Annotated in this window: 23 protein-coding genes; 1 reads left to right on the top strand and 22 read right to left on the bottom strand. The window is 34.5% G+C overall.

What is annotated here, in order from left to right; translation table 11 throughout:
• Positions 1–59: 59 nt before the first annotated feature.
• A complete protein-coding gene (locus tag OZP08_RS00930; RefSeq protein ID WP_281322765.1) occupies positions 60–1,394 on the bottom strand; it encodes a nucleotidyltransferase family protein in 1,335 nt (444 codons plus the stop codon).
• Positions 1,395–1,708: 314 nt separating this feature from the next.
• Positions 1,709–2,056 carry a hypothetical protein gene (locus OZP08_RS00925; RefSeq protein ID WP_268847897.1) on the bottom strand — a complete coding sequence of 116 codons (348 nt, stop codon included), beginning with the start codon at positions 2,054–2,056 and terminating at the stop codon, positions 1,709–1,711.
• Between the two features lie 294 nt (positions 2,057–2,350).
• Between OZP08_RS00925 and OZP08_RS00920 the strand changes: the two genes are divergently transcribed.
• Positions 2,351–2,779, top strand: a complete 429-nt coding sequence (locus OZP08_RS00920; protein WP_268847896.1) for a helix-turn-helix domain-containing protein — start codon at positions 2,351–2,353, stop codon at positions 2,777–2,779.
• 240 nt (positions 2,780–3,019) lie between these two features.
• Here the strand turns inward: OZP08_RS00920 and OZP08_RS00915 are convergent, their stop codons facing one another.
• The 20 genes from OZP08_RS00915 to OZP08_RS00820 form a co-directional block, all read right to left on the bottom strand.
• Entirely contained in the window at positions 3,020–3,409 is a 390-nt protein-coding gene (locus OZP08_RS00915; RefSeq protein WP_281322764.1) for a hypothetical protein, read from the bottom strand.
• A gap of 19 nt (positions 3,410–3,428) precedes the next feature.
• Complete coding sequence (locus tag OZP08_RS00910; RefSeq protein ID WP_281322763.1) at positions 3,429–4,832, bottom strand: hypothetical protein; 1,404 nt, start codon at positions 4,830–4,832, stop codon at positions 3,429–3,431.
• Between the two features lie 241 nt (positions 4,833–5,073).
• Positions 5,074–5,886, bottom strand: coding sequence for a hypothetical protein (locus OZP08_RS00905; RefSeq protein ID WP_268847893.1), 813 nt, complete (start codon positions 5,884–5,886; stop codon positions 5,074–5,076).
• Positions 5,887–5,890: 4 nt separating this feature from the next.
• Positions 5,891–6,136, bottom strand: coding sequence for a hypothetical protein (locus tag OZP08_RS00900; RefSeq protein WP_268847892.1), 246 nt, complete (start codon positions 6,134–6,136; stop codon positions 5,891–5,893).
• A gap of 51 nt (positions 6,137–6,187) precedes the next feature.
• Positions 6,188–9,334, bottom strand: coding sequence for a zincin-like metallopeptidase domain-containing protein (locus tag OZP08_RS00895; RefSeq protein ID WP_281322762.1), 3,147 nt, complete (start codon positions 9,332–9,334; stop codon positions 6,188–6,190).
• Between the two features lie 2 nt (positions 9,335–9,336).
• A complete protein-coding gene (locus OZP08_RS00890) occupies positions 9,337–9,819 on the bottom strand; it encodes a hypothetical protein (RefSeq protein WP_268847887.1) in 483 nt (160 codons plus the stop codon).
• Between the two features lie 21 nt (positions 9,820–9,840).
• Entirely contained in the window at positions 9,841–10,395 is a 555-nt protein-coding gene (locus tag OZP08_RS00885; protein ID WP_268847886.1) for a hypothetical protein, read from the bottom strand.
• Positions 10,396–10,397: 2 nt separating this feature from the next.
• Positions 10,398–10,736, bottom strand: coding sequence for a hypothetical protein (locus OZP08_RS00880; RefSeq protein ID WP_281322761.1), 339 nt, complete (start codon positions 10,734–10,736; stop codon positions 10,398–10,400).
• Positions 10,733–11,338, bottom strand: coding sequence for a glycoside hydrolase family 19 protein (locus tag OZP08_RS00875; RefSeq protein ID WP_281322760.1), 606 nt, complete (start codon positions 11,336–11,338; stop codon positions 10,733–10,735). The genes OZP08_RS00880 and OZP08_RS00875 overlap by 4 nt, the downstream gene beginning before the upstream one ends.
• Positions 11,339–11,441: 103 nt before the next feature.
• A complete protein-coding gene (locus tag OZP08_RS00870; protein WP_281322759.1) occupies positions 11,442–12,101 on the bottom strand; it encodes a peptidoglycan-binding domain-containing protein in 660 nt (219 codons plus the stop codon).
• Between the two features lie 11 nt (positions 12,102–12,112).
• Positions 12,113–12,538: a hypothetical protein gene (locus OZP08_RS00865; RefSeq protein WP_281322758.1), complete on the bottom strand. Its 426-nt coding sequence runs from the start codon at positions 12,536–12,538 to the stop codon at positions 12,113–12,115.
• Positions 12,538–12,972, bottom strand: coding sequence for a hypothetical protein (locus OZP08_RS00860; protein WP_281322757.1), 435 nt, complete (start codon positions 12,970–12,972; stop codon positions 12,538–12,540). Before OZP08_RS00860 ends, OZP08_RS00865 begins: the two co-directional genes overlap by 1 nt.
• 21 nt (positions 12,973–12,993) lie before the next feature.
• The gene (locus tag OZP08_RS00855) at positions 12,994–13,197 is read right to left on the bottom strand and encodes a hypothetical protein (RefSeq protein WP_268847878.1); all 204 of its coding nucleotides are present in this window, start codon (positions 13,195–13,197) and stop codon (positions 12,994–12,996) included.
• The gene (locus OZP08_RS00850; RefSeq protein WP_281322756.1) at positions 13,185–13,949 is read right to left on the bottom strand and encodes a hypothetical protein; all 765 of its coding nucleotides are present in this window, start codon (positions 13,947–13,949) and stop codon (positions 13,185–13,187) included. The genes OZP08_RS00855 and OZP08_RS00850 overlap by 13 nt, the downstream gene beginning before the upstream one ends.
• Positions 13,937–14,251: a hypothetical protein gene (locus tag OZP08_RS00845; protein ID WP_268847876.1), complete on the bottom strand. Its 315-nt coding sequence runs from the start codon at positions 14,249–14,251 to the stop codon at positions 13,937–13,939. The genes OZP08_RS00850 and OZP08_RS00845 overlap by 13 nt, the downstream gene beginning before the upstream one ends.
• Before the next feature lie 23 nt (positions 14,252–14,274).
• Positions 14,275–14,640: a hypothetical protein gene (locus OZP08_RS00840; RefSeq protein ID WP_268847875.1), complete on the bottom strand. Its 366-nt coding sequence runs from the start codon at positions 14,638–14,640 to the stop codon at positions 14,275–14,277.
• 73 nt (positions 14,641–14,713) lie between these two features.
• Positions 14,714–15,262: a hypothetical protein gene (locus OZP08_RS00835; protein WP_281322755.1), complete on the bottom strand. Its 549-nt coding sequence runs from the start codon at positions 15,260–15,262 to the stop codon at positions 14,714–14,716.
• A gap of 46 nt (positions 15,263–15,308) precedes the next feature.
• Positions 15,309–15,917 (bottom strand): hypothetical protein, encoded by a 609-nt coding sequence (locus tag OZP08_RS00830; RefSeq protein ID WP_268847873.1) that lies wholly within the window; start codon positions 15,915–15,917, stop codon positions 15,309–15,311.
• 20 nt (positions 15,918–15,937) lie between these two features.
• Positions 15,938–16,693: a hypothetical protein gene (locus OZP08_RS00825; RefSeq protein ID WP_281322754.1), complete on the bottom strand. Its 756-nt coding sequence runs from the start codon at positions 16,691–16,693 to the stop codon at positions 15,938–15,940.
• 11 nt (positions 16,694–16,704) lie between these two features.
• A complete protein-coding gene (locus OZP08_RS00820; RefSeq protein ID WP_281322753.1) occupies positions 16,705–17,412 on the bottom strand; it encodes a transglutaminase-like domain-containing protein in 708 nt (235 codons plus the stop codon).
• Positions 17,413–17,448: the final 36 nt, after the last annotated feature.

Below are 17,448 nucleotides of genomic sequence, written 5' to 3'. Positions count from 1 at the left end.
TTTTAAAAATTATTTTTTGAGGAGTTATGCAACAGTTAGCATTATTAGCAGTAGCTCTTTTATTTAATCTCCATTCTATCTGCTACTTTTTTAATTCTTTTATTATATTTTCTTGCAATTCTTTTTGAAATAAATGTAAAAATATAATTACCTAATGTTCCTCCTCTAGGAATATTTTGTCTCATAGAATCTTGAATTCTTTTCTGCTTATCTTGTCTTTTTCTTACTTGGTTGTTAATATCTTGAACCCAATCTTTTTCTTTTTGCTTTAATTTATAATTTTGTAGGTCATTCGAATTTCTTTTTGATATTTGATAAACTTCAAAAACTTCTGACATTAAATTGTTTACGTGATTATAAACAATTTCATTATACAAGGTGAAGTATTTGATGAATTCAAAATACCTTTTGTCAACTAAAGTTTTTTCGATTAACCTTTCAAATATTTCATAACTATCATCTAAGAAGGAGTGAAAAGTTAATATATAGTTTGAATATGCTATGCTTATCTGTTCATAGTCAGGCTTCGGTAAATGAGTTAATACAACATTTGCAGTTTGATTATTTTTATAGATATTAAAATAATTTTCTTCTGCTTCATCAAATTTTCTATAAGATGTAATTTTTGGGACTTCATCTTTTTTGGTTTCAATTAAAAAATAATTATGATTATTCTTACTTTCAATGTTTAGCCATTGTTTTCTAATTTGTATATAATTCCTTGAAAACACATTGCTTAATTTTTCAAAATATTTATATTTTTTAATTGTTTTAGCAATTTCTTTTTTTTCATCCGTTGATAATTCTGAACGTTTAGATAAAAGAAAATGAAATCTTAACAACTCCTTGTCTTTACCATATTCCTTTAATTTTGCGTCAAATAATAAATCTGTAATTTCTACTAAAGTTGCCCAATTATGGTCATCTTTATTTCTTATTTGTAGCTCGATTACTTTATTTGTATCGTTTTTTAATGAAATGTATAAATGTAAAGATTTGTAGCCTTCTGTTTGTGGGGCGATTATGTAATCTTTCTCTTTTCTAATTACTAAAATATCACTTTTTTCAATTAATTCTTTAAATTCATATACTTCTTCATTATTATTTACAATACATCTGCAACCTCCAATATCCCACATTCTACTAAATTCCATTTTTGGAAACCTATACAATTTTCCAATAATTGATTCAAAACGCTTTATACGATAAGTTATAATACTACGTTTCCCCATTTTTCTATTTAGGTTACACATTGCATTAAAAACTTTTGCTAAAGAATCTTTGTGAGAAGTTCTATAAATTTGCAATTCATTAAGAGTATTTTCTTCAAGAGAATCTTTAATATAATTTTCTCTTATTTTATCTCCTAATCTATTAATTTCTCCGTTTGTCATCAATTTATCCTTTATTTTTGATAAAATTATTGTTAATTTATATCGCTAAAAAGTAGGGACAATCATTCCACTTTTATATGATTTGATGCTATTTTTTAACGGTTATTTAACAAATATAAATATTCTTTTTATTGCAAATTATCAAGAGAGCATTTTATTTTCTATATAAAACTCTACTATTCAGACAAACCCATATTTCATAGACTTTGCAGTAGTAGATATAATAACCTTTGTAGAAAAATGTATTTAAAACAAAAAAGATACTTTTTTTAAAGTATCTTTTGTATTTATATAATAATTCTCCGTTAGAAATTTTAATTTTCTGAGACAACATTACTACTCATCTTTGAAAATATTTCCTGTGACTTTTCTAAAAACGCATCTTCATCTACGGGAAGTAACTCAATTGCAATATTCAATATTTGTGCGATATTGACTTTTGATTTAGCCTTAGAGCTAGAACCGCACTCAGATTCATCATTAATGGCGCTCAGACAAAGACTTATAAGGTCAGATACAATAAGTATTAAGTGACTGTAATCATAAACTGTAAATGATACGGCATATAAATTCTTTTTCTGTTTGTCAGGTGGAAATGTTGTATAAAGCGCACTGACTAGTTCATGTAGTTTTTGTTTGGTTTTAATATTATTAGTCACCATAGTTTTGTATTTTAATAGCATTATTATTTACTTTTTTTAGATGTTCAAATTCTTTGCATTAAACTTACTTTTCAATATTTTCGGATTTTCATTATTACCTTAAGAATATAAGTTGTTTCATATATTTTATTTTTTAGATGTTGAACACTATTTTAAATTTGTATTTTTGTTTACCATATGCAAGTAAGTAATAGATTACAACATAACAAACTGTTCGAAATTGTATATTACAAATGCATACTTGTATTTTATCAAAACTGATTTTTTTTACAGAATTTTAAATATCTTTGAACTATGAGCACAGAAATTAAAACAAAGCATATTGGCAGAAATATTAGCCGTATAAGAGAGCTTAGAGGTATAAAACAAGAAGTATTAGCTAAAGCTATTGGTGTAACTCAACAGTCAGTTTCTAATATGGAAGCAAGCGAAACCATAGAAGAAGAAAAACTTGTGGAAGTTGCAAAAGCTCTAGGAGTTAGTGTAGAAGCAATCAAAAACTTTTCGGAAGAAGGGGTTATAAATTATTTTAATTATATACATGACAACGATTTTAATAATATTGTTGTTGGAAATAGCTGTACTGGATTTTCTCCAAATTACACTTACAATCCGCTTGATAAACTAGTTGAAGCTTACGAAGAAAGTAAAAGACTTTACGAGCGTTTGTTAGATGAAAAAAATGAAAAAATCTCTTATTTAGAGAAATTAGTCAATAAGTAATAATATAAAAATTTAGTTTACATAAAAAAAGGGCTGTCTATATTTTTAGACAGCCCTTTTTTTAATTGGTGTTATAAATTAAATAAACAGTAATTCCTTCATTAATTGAATTATTTTATCTTTTAAAAAAAAGAATAAATCCTCTACTTAATTTGTGGAAGTTTAAAATTCTTGCAATGACTATTCTAAGTTACAACATTTACGTGTGTATATGTCATTACATCATTAAGGCAAACATTTTTATTCGATTTCAAAACCAGATTCTACTTGAATATACTCTTTTTTTTCATCAATATTTTTAACTAAAAATATAACATAATTACTAAAAAAAGCAGCAAGCTTTTCATCCTTTAATTTTTTCTTTTTTTCATAAAATTCTGAAGAATGAACAAATTTTTTAAGTGACAGGATTTTTTTAGGATTTAGATTGTTTTTTATTTCTCCTTTTTTAAAGAAAAATGATCCATTACTACCACCGCTGCTATCATCCAAGTAAAAATGACTTGGGAGTTCTGCATATGTATTAATATATTTATTATCATAATTAAAAAATAGTGTATCTTTTTGTTTTTCTTGGGCTTTTAGAGAACTCAAAAAAAAGAAAGATAATATTGCTGTTAGTATTTTCATAATAAATGTTTTTATAATGTTAGTTAGGACATGGGACTGTTTTACTTAAAAGAGGAACTCTGCTTGCAAGTTTCTCAATTTCTGCTTTTTTTTCTGCTGACAAATCTGTCCAAGCTTTTACATCACTATCTCTTAGACCACCCCAAGCCAAAGCCTCATAAAAAGCATCACTAGGTGCTTCTCCAAAATAAGCTGTGTATTTATTGTAATCATCAGTAAGTACGTATTTATGAAACTCTTTTAAAGCTTCTTTCATACTGCTAAGATACAATACTGCCATAGCTCCATGTTGATTTTCATATTTAGCATAAGTCTCTTTAAAATCTGCTGATCTGTTACCAATTTCAGTAGATGCTGTATTTAACTTTCTAAAAATGTCAGCATGTATGTATTCATGTAAAATAGTTCTTGCAACGTCTAAAGAAGCATGTTCATTTGCTTTAGAAGTACTGATTTCAATTGTCATTGATGTGCTTCCTGGTAAATGAATTGTTTTTCCGTTAATTTCTCTAAGAATTCCATTTTTATCTAAATTAGTTACTTTATCTGTTGAAACAATTTTAATATCAAATTCAGATTTTCCTGCGAAATTAGCCAATAAATTTTGTACAAAAGAATTTCCGTTTTTATTTAATAAATCATTAAGACATTTTGCTTTTCCGGTAAGGGCATTAATAATTTGTACAGGTGTTGGAGCTGTAATTCCGCTTCCACCACCACCATTACCACCAATTGAAGTATATCCGCCTAGACTTGTCCCTCCAGTTACTGGATTGCGTGGCGTATAAACCACTGGAGTTCCAGTATAAGAACCCGTTATAATAACTGGTCTTAGTGGAATTGGATTTCCGCCGCCGCCATCTGTATTACAACTTCCGTCAGAACAAGGAAGGATAGGCGGTGCTTTGCCAGTAACTTTGTCAATTGAAACTGTTTTCGCAATTCCATTTTCTACCACTTGATTATCTACAAATTTAGCAGCTCTAATAAAGCCCATTTTTAAATCCCAAGTACTTATGTATCCGTTAAAATCTCCCCCATCAATAGATTGACTGCTTAGTTCTGAATTTTTGTTAGGGTATATTTCAAACAAAAGTGCTTTATAATCACCTGTGTCTAATTTATAAAGATATAATTTCTGTTCCCATATTTCTTTTTTATTTTCTTTTAATTCATTGACAGGTATGATAATAGTTTCTATTCCATCTTCTGACTTTGTAATGTTCGCTTTATTCCAGTCGTAATCTAAATTCTGAAATAATTCATAATTAGCACCATTAGATTCATATTGATTAAACCATCTTTTGGCTTCAATCATCTTGACATCTTGTTCCGTTAATGCATTATCTTTCTCGCAACTTAATGCAATTAGAATAAAGCAGCATAGTACTACTTTTCCAATTCTTTGTAATTTGTTTTTCATTATTTTTTTTTAATATTTAACTTAAAATGTTTGTAGATAATCTTTTATCTTTTTACAAAGTAAGAATATTTTTATTTAAAAAAATAATTAAAAGTAATAATCGTGTATTGTATTTTACAATCGGTCTCTATTGCTGTAAAGAAGTCAAACTATTTTTAAATTTGATAGAGGGAATCATTCCATAAAAAAAATAGCGGTACAAATTGCACCGCCATTCTCAGAATAAAAAATTAGCTTAATTCTAGAAAAACTTATTTCTCACTTCAATTTTTAGATTTAAACTAAGGCATTCAATTAAAAATCCCCCGTCAACTGCTTTTAGAGTTGAGAAATCAAAAGGAATATAAGTCCCAATAGCGGTACTTTGATTAGCCATTAAATACACCTCATTGGTTCTAACATCTTGGTATAAACGTAATAAATGATACCTACCACCAAAAAAATTAAAAGTAGATGTAATTTTTATAAACATACCGTTCATTTGAAAAGTATCAATAGAGGGAATTAATCTACTCTCGGCACTATCGGTCATCATAGTACCAAAACCGTATTCATTGTCAAAATGATTAGGAGACCAAAAATTAATTTGTGACGTACTTGAAAGCTGAAAAACCGACTGGACAATATATTTTTTGGATTGATTGCTAGAGGTGAACCCGTAAACATTTCCCCTATACTGCGGACTCTCGTAAACTTTAAAAAAAGAGGGGACAGGAGGAAAATTATTCACATGCACCTCTTGAACTTGTCCTTCACCTTGACCGTCTCCAGTATTCACAAAGAAAAATTTTTCCGAAAGTTCCTTTAAAAAGCCGTCAAAACTAGATGAATTAATCATAGGTTCACAAGCGGAACCGTCAATTTCCCAATAATCTAAAACAAAAGGGCTGCTCTCAAAAGAAGTTTCACTTTGTATTTTAAATTTATTGGGGTGAGATAAATCTCTAACCACGTTTTGGGTAGGACTAAAAGAAGTAACAATAGAGTCGTCCTCAATTTTTAGAAGCGATACGTTTCCGTTAGATTCTTTTATGAATTTTACTATTGGATTCATTGGCTTATTTTTTAACCGATTTTTTCTTTTTGGCTACTTTCTTTTTGATAGTTTTTTTAGCGGATTTCTTTTTAGGAGCCTTTTTCTTAACAGTTGTTTTTGCGGTAACTTTCACAATTTTACCTCCCTTAAGATATTTAAAACCTTTTTTCAAAGTACCGTTTGCTTTAAGTCCAGTACTTTTTAAAACTCGGGAACATACTCTTTTTAGTCCTCTAACATTCGTTTTTTTTGATTCTTTGTTTTTCATTTGATTGATTTTTAAAATATTTAGTGTCTTTATTTTTGGTGAACCTTATGATTAATTAACCAGGAAAGAAAGTTTCTTTTTCGCTCTTGGTTCTGACGGAGCTTCGGGATTATCCTGTATCAGCTTTTTATTGAAAATATTGAATTTCAAACCGTCCAACGGTTTGTTTTGGTAGCGGTTTTTATCGGCATAGATATAGTTATCCCTATAGTCAGCCATTTTTTCGGTAAACAAAACAATGTCCGCATCAAATTGACTTTTGCTACCGCCACGCATTTTGCCATCAGTCGTTAATTGAAATATGACAATGAATAATTTACCATTGTATTTTTTACGTAAATCTTTATCAATCTCAAAACCTTTGCACATTTCCTGCATTTTAGAAAAACTGTCAATGACAATAATTTCATTGTCCTGTATTAATTTCTCTAAATCAGAAAGGCTTTTCACTTCAGGGCATTCAATATTTTCCACAGCTTTAGCATTCAAATATTCCTCGGCTTTGGCATAATACAAAGAGCTTTCGGGATGCTCTTCGATACTGGCATGTCCGACTTTATAAAATTGGGCTAGGGCATTCATAAACTGAAAACACATTCTTGTTTTCATTGACCCCTGACCACCCGTGAGCGAAATCACAATACTTTCTTTTTCTTTACGCTCTATTTGTCCTAGAAAATCAGCAATGTCCTTGTTGTCAATATTGAAAAAGGGCACATCCTTTGGTCGGTTTGCCATTTTGTAGGCAAGTGAATTTTTGTTTACATTTTTCTCTGGAGTAACCTTTGGGGTACACCCCATTTGTTTTTTTACTTCGGGTTTTGTAGCCACCTTTGGGGCGTTTAACCCTTTTGTTGTAATGGAACTTTCTTTTTTTTCTGAATCACCGGCTTTAGTTTCCAAACTCGGAATAACTGCAAGCAGTAGTTTCCAATTGTGTTTATCAAAAGTGTTTAATTGTCTTTGCCAAGCACCCTCTTTTGGTGACCATTTAAACGCTAATCCACTTCTTTTTAAAGCCGTTCTAATTGCTTCATTGGGTTTGTCCTCAAAAAGCAACTGAAGACGGTTTATATCATAATTCCAAACCACTTTTCCGCCGTCAAAATCTTTTTCTTTATTGCCCTCTTCTTTCTTTACGTTCAATTTTTTCTCCAGTTCAATTTGGGCTTTTAGATTGCGGATACGAGCCAATGCATTCGTACTAACATAACTTCCCAAAGTCGTAAATCCACTTTTATAAGCTTTATCAATGAAATCTTGTGAAAACCCCTTTTTTAAAAGTTCATCTTTTTTTTGTTCGTCCGATATTTTTTTACGCATGACAGCATTAAAATCAAGCGTCCTTTGATGCTGCTCTTCTTCTTTTTTTAACTTAATCTCGAGTTGTGAAAGGGCAGTTTGTGAACCCGTTTTTATAATAACAGGCTTTAATTCCTTTGCAAATAGATTTTGGTATTTTTTACCATATTCAACCAAAGCGTTTAATCGGCTGTCAACTACCGCATTTTTTTTGCGCATACGAGCTACGGGGAAATTCGAACTACCAGCAATCATAGTAGAGAAAAGACCGTGTCGGCTTTTTAAATAGGCGAGAGTATGGGATAAATACCCTTCTTTAAATCGTAGAAAGCGTTCTTCAAAAACAGAAAGCAAATCGTTTTTCTCGGCAATTTTCATTTGTTGCTCCCAAACGTGCTCCATGAATTGAACATAACCTTTTTGTTCATTTTCAGCCCTTTTTTCGGGACTAAAACTCGTACCAGTATAGGCGTGGTATGCTGTGTTGTACGGAATATCATTAACGGAGAAAGGTTTTACAAAACGATTTTTTTTCGACACAAACGCTTTCTTTTTTCCATAATTGGAAGCTTTTTTATTGATTCGGGAGTAGGGTTCCGAGTCTTCAGTTTCTTCATCTTCTTTCTCCTTTTCCTTCTCACGTCCTAGAATATGATTTGCCCCTTTTTGTGCCTGAGCACTCGCCTTGAGAAAGAAACGGTTATCATTACTTAATTCATCCACTAATCTATTATTCCAACCTTTGAGATACTTAGCGGAATTTTCTTTGGTGTGAAATAAAATACCCGATTCCCCACATAGGAAAACCGCACCCAGTTCAGCCACCAATTCCTCAAAAGCATACGCTTTTCTGTCTTCTTTGGAACCGTCTCTTATTCGGGTGTCATTCCCTCTGTTCAATCGTTTAGAATGTCCGGTACTATGAATTGCTTCATGGAAATAAGTAGCATAATAAAATTGCTCACTCGAAAAAGCAGTAATGCTCGGCATATTTAGACGGTCTTCCATAGGATAGTACACCGCTTTATCACCTTCAAAAGTATATCGGGGTGGGTTAGGATACCCGTCAATAATAGCCTGAGCACTATCAATAGGGTCAACCTCTTTAGTTGTTGTGTTATCTTCCTTGAACTTTAATCCCGTACAATGGTCAGCACGATAGAGATTGTAATATTTGATAATCGGAATTTTAAAACTGTTTTTATCTAAATCAGTTTTATCGAGGTTATTACTTTTAATAAATTCAATCCATTTTGCCTTGTCAGTGGTCTTAAAAGCTAAGCCATTGTGATTGCTGTAACTAAAAAGAAGGGTATAATAAATAACACGTCTGGCTTTGGCACCTTCGTTTAGGGTTGCATTGGCTTCCTTTATTTGGTTGAAAGTCAAATAATAGGGCTGTTTAAATTGAATAGGAACTAAATACGGTTCCCCGTTTTCATCATATACAACGTCAAAATTGAGAATGAAATTTGCTCCCGTATACTCTTTGTCCGAAACATAATTTTTGGCACCCCTTGAAGTTCCCGAACCTTTCCATTCTTTTTGCCAAGGCAAATGCCCCACCTTATCAATAGTGTTAAGTATCAAATTGGTGATATAATCATAGATTTCATTAGGCGAAACGGCTTTCCCAAGCCCTTCGTTATCCTTCTCGGAAATATATTCCAATGTCGGCAAAAGCATATCGGCATCAACTCCGCTTAATCCGTAAGGTTCTACAGGGCTGTTTATTTCAATGGCGAAAGAATCACCCGCAAAAGCGTCAAGCACTTTCGTTATTCTTTTCTCTATTAGGCTATGCTGCTCTTTTTGGGCAAATTCAAGTAACTTTTCAAGGTCAATTCTTGAAACTATATTTCCGTTTAAACAATTGAATTTTTGTGCTAAGGTCATATCTAAGTGAGTTTGTAATCGATTCCTAAAACACTAATGACAGCTACAATTCTAACATCATCAACCTTTAAGCCATCGTTTTGGATTATGGAAAGGGCGGTATTAATTGCGGTTTTCAAATCCAATGCAATTGGAATATCTTTTAAGGTTATACTGGAATTGGCGGGAATAGTAATCGCGTTAATGTTTAGTTCAGAAGAACCAAAAAGAACGTTCTTTTTATCATAGAACAAGATTCTTTTCAGCGTTACCGCTACAATATTGGCATTGAAATTTACAGGGGTAGGATTGATAACTTTTAAATCGAGTTTGAAAGTAACATAAGGCATCCCGTCATTCCATTTTGCATTTAAATTCTTGAAGGCAACGGGTAAAACCTTTACGTTTTGAAGTTGTTCAACGATTTTTTTTATTTTATCACCAAGGAGGAAATAACTAAAAGCACCGACTATGCCTACCGTGATAATTACATTTCTGAGACTCATTTTACTACATATTTACAAGGATTAAAACCAAATTCGGGCGATTCGATACCCCACAAAAACAAGAAAACCAAACCCGATAAAGGCTAAGATTTTAACCCAAAGAGGAATATATCTAACAGGGACTTTTACGAATTGCTTGTCAATTTGGGTAACAATCTTTACTTTGTTGGTAGCTACATTTTCATTTTTGGTTTCTGCCATTTTCTGCCAGATTACAAGCTCTTTTTTTAAATCGTCGTAATGGATACCCGCTTCATTATCGCCTGATTTTTTGCGTCTGTTGAGTTGTTGCAATAGTTGGTCAACGGTGGCTTGTGTTATGCTGTCACAATCAGGTTTAGCCGTTTTAACTTTGGCAATCTGAATCATTAAACTATCAATAATCGCCTTGTTTATCTCTGTGCTTTTTACGCTGTCCGTATGGTGTTCTATAACCCGCTCAATAGTGTGCGTGTTTTCGATAGGCTTAGTCGCACAACTATTAAATATCAAGCCCAAAGTAAAAAGGGCAATAAGAAAGTAAAGCAGCTCCAAAAGGGTTTTGAGAGAATTTAGAAATTGGATATTTTTTGACATGATTATTTAAATTTGGTTTTTAGCAACACTTTGAGAACATCAAAAAAGCTGCTGATTAGTTCTTCAACTTCACTATGTATAAGGGTGGATAAAGAACCACCCCAAGCGCAAATGACATAGGCAATGACTTTGTTAAGGCTTAGGTATTGGTCACAAATCACATAAACCGAAAACGCCACAAATACGCTAACTATAGCTTCGGCAAGAAACCAACTCAGGGTAGGTTTCTTGCCTTTGCTGATAGCAAAATAAATCTTGGTGAAAATACCCGCCAATACTAACAGCATAAACAAAAAGTGCTCTTGAAGATATTTGAAACTATTGATTAAAATGTTTTTCATTTAAATTTGAATATTTGATAATTATATGCGAGCCAATCCCAAGCGTGAGCATTAGAAGACTTGCGACTAGGTAATTGAACTTTTTTTTTTAATACTTCGAGAGTTACTTTTTGGGCTTTATAATAGGCTACGAGTTTAATACGCTCTTCCAGTCCGTTTGTACCTCCGTTAATCCCTTTGGTAACACTGGTAACATTGTCGAGATCGGCATATTTGTTAAGATTACCCCATGCACTGCCATAAACCCAATACCAACAGGCAATATCAATAGAGATTGCTAAATCGGATGCCAAACTGGGGTTATTTACAATATCAATTCCTGAGAAATTTTTGTAACGTTGGTAATTGGCTCGACCTGTCAATTGGATGAGTCCACGCCCTCGAAATCGATAACCGTCACCGACTTTGGTATTACCCAAATATTTATGGTTTTGATATTTCTTTTGGGCGTTGTTATAGGATATAGATTCAACGGAAGCGGTGAAATTTCGGCTCTCGTGAGCCAATTGTCCTAGAAAATGGGCAATTCTTAAAGGGGTGGTGATACCATATTTTACGAATGCATTGTAAAACAAGGTTTTATTAGATAAAACAAAACTCATTACAGGATTACTTTTTGAGGTTCAACTTTTGGTTTTTTAAATAATAGATACAATCCGATTACGGCAATTGCACCAATAACTACTTTGGTTTGTGTGGTCATAATCAATAAGGTTTTACGGCATCGGCTTTTACAAAAGCAAAGCCGTCAAAAATTTTGACTAAATAATTACCCGTCGCATTCACATCAACAAAAGTTCCCGCGAAATCCCCGTATTTTAAATCACCACCGCTAAAGAATTTATCTCCGGTACCAAAGTATTTTCCGTTGGCTCCTTTCTTGGCAATAAACAAACTGGTATCCTTTATCGCCTGTAATTTTTGACCCACTTTAGGTAAAACCTTTCTTGCGGCTTTTGCAATAGGTTTTGCAACGATCTTGGATTTTGTTTTGACGTTTGTTTTAACGTTTGCTTTTTTGGAAAAAGCATTGATACTTATCTTGCTAACCCCTTTCTGTGCCACTAAAGCTGCAAGGGTAATAGAACCAAAATCACCATCAATGGGTACACCTAACAAGCGTTGCAATTCCCTAACTTCAAGACCTTTGCTACCTTTGGTTAATAGTAGATTTCGGTTTAAGGAAGCACCGGTTTGCGGATTTGGGTTAGTGGCTTGCGAACTGGGTTCTGCGGACTCCAGCATAACGTCCGTTGTATTGTCTAAGGCTTCATTTTGCTTTTTTTTCCAATAAAAAAATCCCAAAGCTCCTACGCCAATTACGGTAACCCCAATTAATATTTTATTTTCATCACTCAATTTCATCGTCTCTATTTTTATAAATGCATTGGGAATTTCTTTCTCAATAAGTTGTAATCTGCTGTGCTCAGTTCTTCTTTTAACCACGTCTTTAAAGACAGATTCGCACCACCAATGGTATTGTAGCCTAATAATCGGTTGTAGTTTCGAAGACCAAACGCTTTACTGATTAAGGCAAACTGATTTTGTGTAACTCCTGTTAATTCTTCGATAATAGTTTGCTCATCCGTGCCGTTGTAAATGTTCATGGCATTATACAAAGCCGTAGCTTTTTGACTAGGGGAGAAAACAGGGACTTGATTGATATCACCTTCGTCAATGTATTTTTTCTTCCCTCCAAAAAGTGTTTTACCGTTTTTGCCTGTTTTGGTGGCAAAATAAATTCCCGCTCCCAATACCAGTACAGAAACACTTACGAGTACTGCTTTTTTTGTGTTTGTCATTAGAAAAATCCTTTAATTAGAAATCGGAGTTTGGCTATTTCCTTCTCATTAAATTGGTCTTGAAGCCATTCTACCAAAGTCAGTTTAGAAAGTGTTGAACTTCTGCGCTCGCCAAATGCATTAATGATTTTGATAAAAGCATTGTGATTTAGACCCGACAAATTGTTTTCTACGGTGGGGTAGTTGGCACCCATCCCCAATAAAGCGGTGTAAATGGCTTCGGCTCTGGCTTTGGCTTGACTATCATTTATGCTACTGGGTGCGTACCTTGGATCTAAACGAAGGGGCTTAAAACCCATGAATAATTTGTAATAGGCTATTCCAAAGACGGTACCAATTAGAGCCACTTTCAAAACGGTAAAGCCTAATTTTTGTCCCTCGGGGCTTGTTAATGCTTTTGTTATTGCGGGACTCCTTAAACCTTTCTTATTCATTTGATTACTGTTTTTTGATTTTTACGACGTCAAAAAACCTTTTATCATAGGAAAATTGGTTTTTAGCTGTGTAATAGCCATTGGATTTTTGGATAATTCAGCCAGCTTTGTAAGTACATCCAAATCCAGTTTGGACAATTGACTTAAAGCACTAGCTTTTGATTTGGTTTCAAAAGGATTGTTTCCTTTAACTATAATTTGTGAGGTGTTATTTATGCCTGCCATAATTGATGCTTTTGTAATAGTTCTGCTAATTCGTTCGTAAATTCGGGGTTGGTACCCATTGCGTTGTTGATACTCTCCAGTACGTTTGCGGTAGAATCATCAAGGTTTTGCAAAGCCCTTGCAAGATTTTGTTTTGCGGGAGTTGAATAGTTTTCGGTAGGGGAGGCTAATCCAGTAACCGGCGCGGCTCCGTTGAAGGTTGCCAAAATGGTTGGTAAATGTTGCATCGCTCCCAATAACATTTCCTGTGTCCCGTTGCTTCTAGCCGTATCATATTTTGATGCTAAACGCTCTTCTTTGAGTTCTTCAATCAGCTTTTTGTTTTCTTTCTCGGTTGCTTTTAAAATCTCATTTTCAGTATGCAATCGTTGAGCATCGTTTTTGGCCACAAACAAGTTAATCATATCAAGTGAACCCAAGCCAAACGAGTTGGGAAACATTTCAGCCTTATGAACAGTAGCGGGTTGTTTAACCACTTCTGTCGATTGGGTATTTTTAGAAAAATTCACATCAAAACTCTTGCCGTCCACTTTATAAGTACTACCGTTTTTACGCTTTAAAGTCAAGGTTAATCTTCTGTGCCCATTGGCAAAAAGAGTTTCAAAAAATTCTTCGGCACTACCGTATTCGGCTAGGATTTCGGCATGGCTTTTATTTCGAAACACAAAAGCGGAAGTATCCAAATCCAAAACCGAAACAGCGGAATACATATCGGTGTTAAGCTTGTCTATAAGTTTGTCTAATTCTTGCATGTGATTAATTTTCTGTAAATAATGTCCAACTCTTTTTTGTGCCAACTGAATTTTTTAAACTCTTCATTGATACCGTTGTCAGTTTGACTAAATTGAATATCCAAGACCACTTTTGTGATTGTGCCATCAGGGACAGCAAGGGTAAAGTGTTCGTTTGGTTGAAGTTCAAGCTCATTGATAAAGACACTAACAAGACCATTGTTTTTGACTTGTAAAGTGGTCACGTTATCGATTGTAATTTCTCTGTCGGATTTCACTTTTAAAAAGACTAAACCAGTCTCTATTAATGAAATATCATTCATAGGTCAGTTTTTAACGGTTTAATTTAAGCGCAGTCTTCCCTGATTTTGTACATTAAAATCAAATGAAAATAGGTGTCTTTTGATACTGCATTTAGCGTCTTTACTTTGAAACTAAAGGTTTTAGACTCAGTTTCAAAAAGCAAAGGCTTGTAGCTATCGTCGAATCCCGAACCCTCTCTGCGCTTCCAATGGTTAATATGACATGGTTTTGAGAATGCCACACCACTATCGTCATAAATACCATAAACCGCCATATTGTTTATATCCTCGTGGTTGGTGTGCAATTCAGCCCCAAGAATAAAACCGTTGTCTAATGCGGTGGTAAACGACATTTCGGTTTCATTTTTGGGAATAATTAAATGGATTACTTTTTCTCTTATTGCTGACATAATTTAAATTTTAAAAAAAGCCGTAAGCCTTTACGATTACGGCTCTTTATGTGTCTGTTAAAAAACTTTTGGATTATCGTTTAGCTTGGTGTGCCCTAAATTCAAAACGAACGTTATAATCCTTGTCGGTTGGAACCGATACGTTCTTAGGGTACTCGATTTCAATCTCGAATTCTAAATTGCTTCGGATTAATGGAGAGGTTGACAAGCTTCTGAAAGCCACAAATGGGTCAATGGTTAAATCCGTAATCGGCATATCGACCAAGACGGCACCCGCTTGTTTAACCCTAAATTCTGCTGCCAGAAACTCAGCGGGCATAAGGTTTTTTACAGTACCCCAATTTTGGGCTTTTAGGTTAGCATCCTGTCCCCATAAAACACGGATACCGTCTATAACATAATCACGCCCCGCATTCAATTTATTTCCGTCAATATTGGTGATTCCCACCTCTCTACGGGTATTTACATCAACAAGGTTTACAATACCCGCCTGACCTTTTACCGCCACATTTAGGTACAGCGTTTTGTCCGTTAATTCTACCTGACCGATTTTAGGGATCCCCCCTTTACCTTTAGCCTTGATTGTGGCTACTGCTGACGCTAGTTCTGTTCTTCTGCTCATTTGATTATTTTTTGATTGATGATTGTTTGATTTTTTTTTTTTGCTATTAATAAATTTCGTTGTACAAATCTTCCTCCGCTCCGTGAAGACCGTCTTCACCGTACACTTCTTCTTCTACACCTTGAAGTCCATTTTGATACAATTCGTCTTCCAATGCGCCATGAAGACCGTCTTGAACTTCAAAAACGTTTCCGTATTCATCCGTGAAGGTGCCATTTAGCCCGTTCTCTTGAAAAATATTTCCCGCCTCGTCTATATACGTTCCGTTCAATCCGTTTTCATCGTATTGGTAAACATGACCGTCACCACCCATAAAAGCGCCGTTTAAGCCATCTTCGTAAGGACAGGCAAGACCGACAGCCCCTTTCATAAACTGGGTTGCTTTACCGTCAGCGATAAGGCGTGCACTTAGGTTTTTTGTGGCAATCTTTTTGATGCTTATAGCAGCTTGTGTGAGTGTACTTCCTATCAAAGCCCCTTTTAGTAAATTGTCTCTAGTGCTTGTTCCTTTTACTCTGGTGACTCCAAAAGCGGAAGCTCCCGCAATTGCCAAATTGATAATTGGACTTTCGGAGTAGGGGATTAATGCGGTCAATCCATTGGATACTACACCACCAACTACACCACCCCCAATAATTACTACCTCTTTATTCATTTTTGTGTTGATTTAATTACTTACTTTTTTTTTGTTGCCATGTAAATTCCACCCACTATAACAACCGCTCCAATGACATAAAGCATAGTGTTGTTCTTTTTTCCCGCATCAGGTGGTATCAATTTTTCGGTAACGGGTTCTACCTGTTTTACAGGGGTTAATTCGCCTACAGGCTCATTCACGGCTTCCGATGTGTTCGTATTGGTACTGCTATTGGTGTCGTTAATTGCAATCTCTTTTGCAGCAGTTTCCGAAAACCCTCTAGGTTCAATCTCACTTACGCCTTCAATTTTTGCCCTAGCTTGGTTTACAACCGCTCTACCTACCTTTGACTGCGCCAGTTTGACCCCTTTTTTTACGATTTTGGATTTTGCCACTTTCATAACCGTTTTACCCACTTTGGAATCCAATACCTTCATTGCCGTGCCTCCTCCTGGTATAATTCCCGCTACTAGAGGACCTGCAAACTTTGCAACCTTAATAGTGTTTTTAAGATTCACTTTTCGAACCAGTTTTTTGAGACCTTTCTTAGGTCTTTTTGACCTTCCTAGTCCTTGCTCTTCGCTGTCTTCAAAGGAATCAGTTTCATTGTAACTGGATTCGGCATCGTCGTATATAGGTGGCGGAGGTGGAGGCGGTGGCGGAGGTCGTTTTGGATGCTTTTTCAAAATCAAAGTTTGTGGCGCAACTGTCGCTTTAACAGCATTTTTTAAATTGACGTTTCGCATCCACTTCGGTTTTCCTAAACCGTTTTCATCTGCATTAATAATTATCATACTTCATTGTTTTAATTTTTTTTTCCAAAAACAAACACACCGCCTATAATTCCGCCTATGACGGCATAAATCCCTAGGTTTGATTCTTTTTTTGAAAAGGTTTTAGTTTTCTTCGCAAACCCTTTACGGGTAGACCTAGGAGCGTTTAACCCATAATGCGGTAAATTAACTTCGGTATCTTCTGCCATTGTATATATCGGTTCTCTGTTATTACTGGTGGTTGCATCTATGATGAAATAACCGTCTTTTATGTCTGCTGTTTCTTGATTTAATGGCACTATCACATACACGTGGGTAAATAATTCAGGTTTCCAACTCGGCTGTTTTATTTGTCGGATATAGTGCCTAATTCCTAAATTAAGCAATATGCAACTCGCGAAAACGGAATATGATTTACAATCCATTCCTATTGCGCGATGCTCGAATGCATAAGAAGGACTTTGTAAGTCTTGGTTCTGCGTATCGGCTTTATACTGAATATGGTGATATAGGAACCAGTAAATACTATCGCATGTTTCTTTCAATGTGTCCTTTTGCAAAAGCTTTGCAATTTTCTTTGTTTGATAATTGTGCTTTGCTATCCATTTCTGCATGAATTGAACAGTTACAAAAGTATTGCCGTTGCCTAGGTAGGTTCTTTTTGAGCTAACCTTGGGGAACAACGGCTCATACTCTTGACCGCCTAATAAAGTTCTGTGTAACAAGTTATCTGCATTCATTTTCGTTTCGGTCTTGTATAGAGTATTAGGGGTGTT

The organism is Flavobacterium aestivum, assembly GCF_026870175.2.
In the GTDB taxonomy this organism is placed as follows: domain Bacteria; phylum Bacteroidota; class Bacteroidia; order Flavobacteriales; family Flavobacteriaceae; genus Flavobacterium; species Flavobacterium aestivum.
The sequence above is the reverse complement of the archived record's forward strand: the minus strand, read 5'-3'. Positions and strand labels throughout refer to the sequence as shown.

Excerpts from the sequence above, each read along its gene's own strand:
- OZP08_RS00930 (WP_281322765.1), bottom strand. The coding sequence starts at position 1,394 with ATGACAAACGGAGAAATTAATAGATTAGGAGATAAAATAAGAGAAAAT.
- OZP08_RS00925 (WP_268847897.1), bottom strand. The coding sequence starts at position 2,056 with ATGGTGACTAATAATATTAAAACCAAACAAAAACTACATGAACTAGTC.
- OZP08_RS00920 (WP_268847896.1), top strand. The coding sequence starts at position 2,351 with ATGAGCACAGAAATTAAAACAAAGCATATTGGCAGAAATATTAGCCGT.
- OZP08_RS00915 (WP_281322764.1), bottom strand. The coding sequence starts at position 3,409 with ATGAAAATACTAACAGCAATATTATCTTTCTTTTTTTTGAGTTCTCTA.
- OZP08_RS00910 (WP_281322763.1), bottom strand. The coding sequence starts at position 4,832 with ATGAAAAACAAATTACAAAGAATTGGAAAAGTAGTACTATGCTGCTTT.
- OZP08_RS00905 (WP_268847893.1), bottom strand. The coding sequence starts at position 5,886 with ATGAATCCAATAGTAAAATTCATAAAAGAATCTAACGGAAACGTATCG.
- OZP08_RS00900 (WP_268847892.1), bottom strand. The coding sequence starts at position 6,136 with ATGAAAAACAAAGAATCAAAAAAAACGAATGTTAGAGGACTAAAAAGA.
- OZP08_RS00895 (WP_281322762.1), bottom strand. The coding sequence starts at position 9,334 with ATGACCTTAGCACAAAAATTCAATTGTTTAAACGGAAATATAGTTTCA.
- OZP08_RS00890 (WP_268847887.1), bottom strand. The coding sequence starts at position 9,819 with ATGAGTCTCAGAAATGTAATTATCACGGTAGGCATAGTCGGTGCTTTT.
- OZP08_RS00885 (WP_268847886.1), bottom strand. The coding sequence starts at position 10,395 with ATGTCAAAAAATATCCAATTTCTAAATTCTCTCAAAACCCTTTTGGAG.
- OZP08_RS00880 (WP_281322761.1), bottom strand. The coding sequence starts at position 10,736 with ATGAAAAACATTTTAATCAATAGTTTCAAATATCTTCAAGAGCACTTT.
- OZP08_RS00875 (WP_281322760.1), bottom strand. The coding sequence starts at position 11,338 with ATGAGTTTTGTTTTATCTAATAAAACCTTGTTTTACAATGCATTCGTA.
- OZP08_RS00870 (WP_281322759.1), bottom strand. The coding sequence starts at position 12,101 with ATGAAATTGAGTGATGAAAATAAAATATTAATTGGGGTTACCGTAATT.
- OZP08_RS00865 (WP_281322758.1), bottom strand. The coding sequence starts at position 12,538 with ATGACAAACACAAAAAAAGCAGTACTCGTAAGTGTTTCTGTACTGGTA.
- OZP08_RS00860 (WP_281322757.1), bottom strand. The coding sequence starts at position 12,972 with ATGAATAAGAAAGGTTTAAGGAGTCCCGCAATAACAAAAGCATTAACA.
- OZP08_RS00855 (WP_268847878.1), bottom strand. The coding sequence starts at position 13,197 with ATGGCAGGCATAAATAACACCTCACAAATTATAGTTAAAGGAAACAAT.
- OZP08_RS00850 (WP_281322756.1), bottom strand. The coding sequence starts at position 13,949 with ATGCAAGAATTAGACAAACTTATAGACAAGCTTAACACCGATATGTAT.
- OZP08_RS00845 (WP_268847876.1), bottom strand. The coding sequence starts at position 14,251 with ATGAATGATATTTCATTAATAGAGACTGGTTTAGTCTTTTTAAAAGTG.
- OZP08_RS00840 (WP_268847875.1), bottom strand. The coding sequence starts at position 14,640 with ATGTCAGCAATAAGAGAAAAAGTAATCCATTTAATTATTCCCAAAAAT.
- OZP08_RS00835 (WP_281322755.1), bottom strand. The coding sequence starts at position 15,262 with ATGAGCAGAAGAACAGAACTAGCGTCAGCAGTAGCCACAATCAAGGCT.
- OZP08_RS00830 (WP_268847873.1), bottom strand. The coding sequence starts at position 15,917 with ATGAATAAAGAGGTAGTAATTATTGGGGGTGGTGTAGTTGGTGGTGTA.
- OZP08_RS00825 (WP_281322754.1), bottom strand. The coding sequence starts at position 16,693 with ATGATAATTATTAATGCAGATGAAAACGGTTTAGGAAAACCGAAGTGG.
- OZP08_RS00820 (WP_281322753.1), bottom strand. The coding sequence starts at position 17,412 with ATGAATGCAGATAACTTGTTACACAGAACTTTATTAGGCGGTCAAGAG.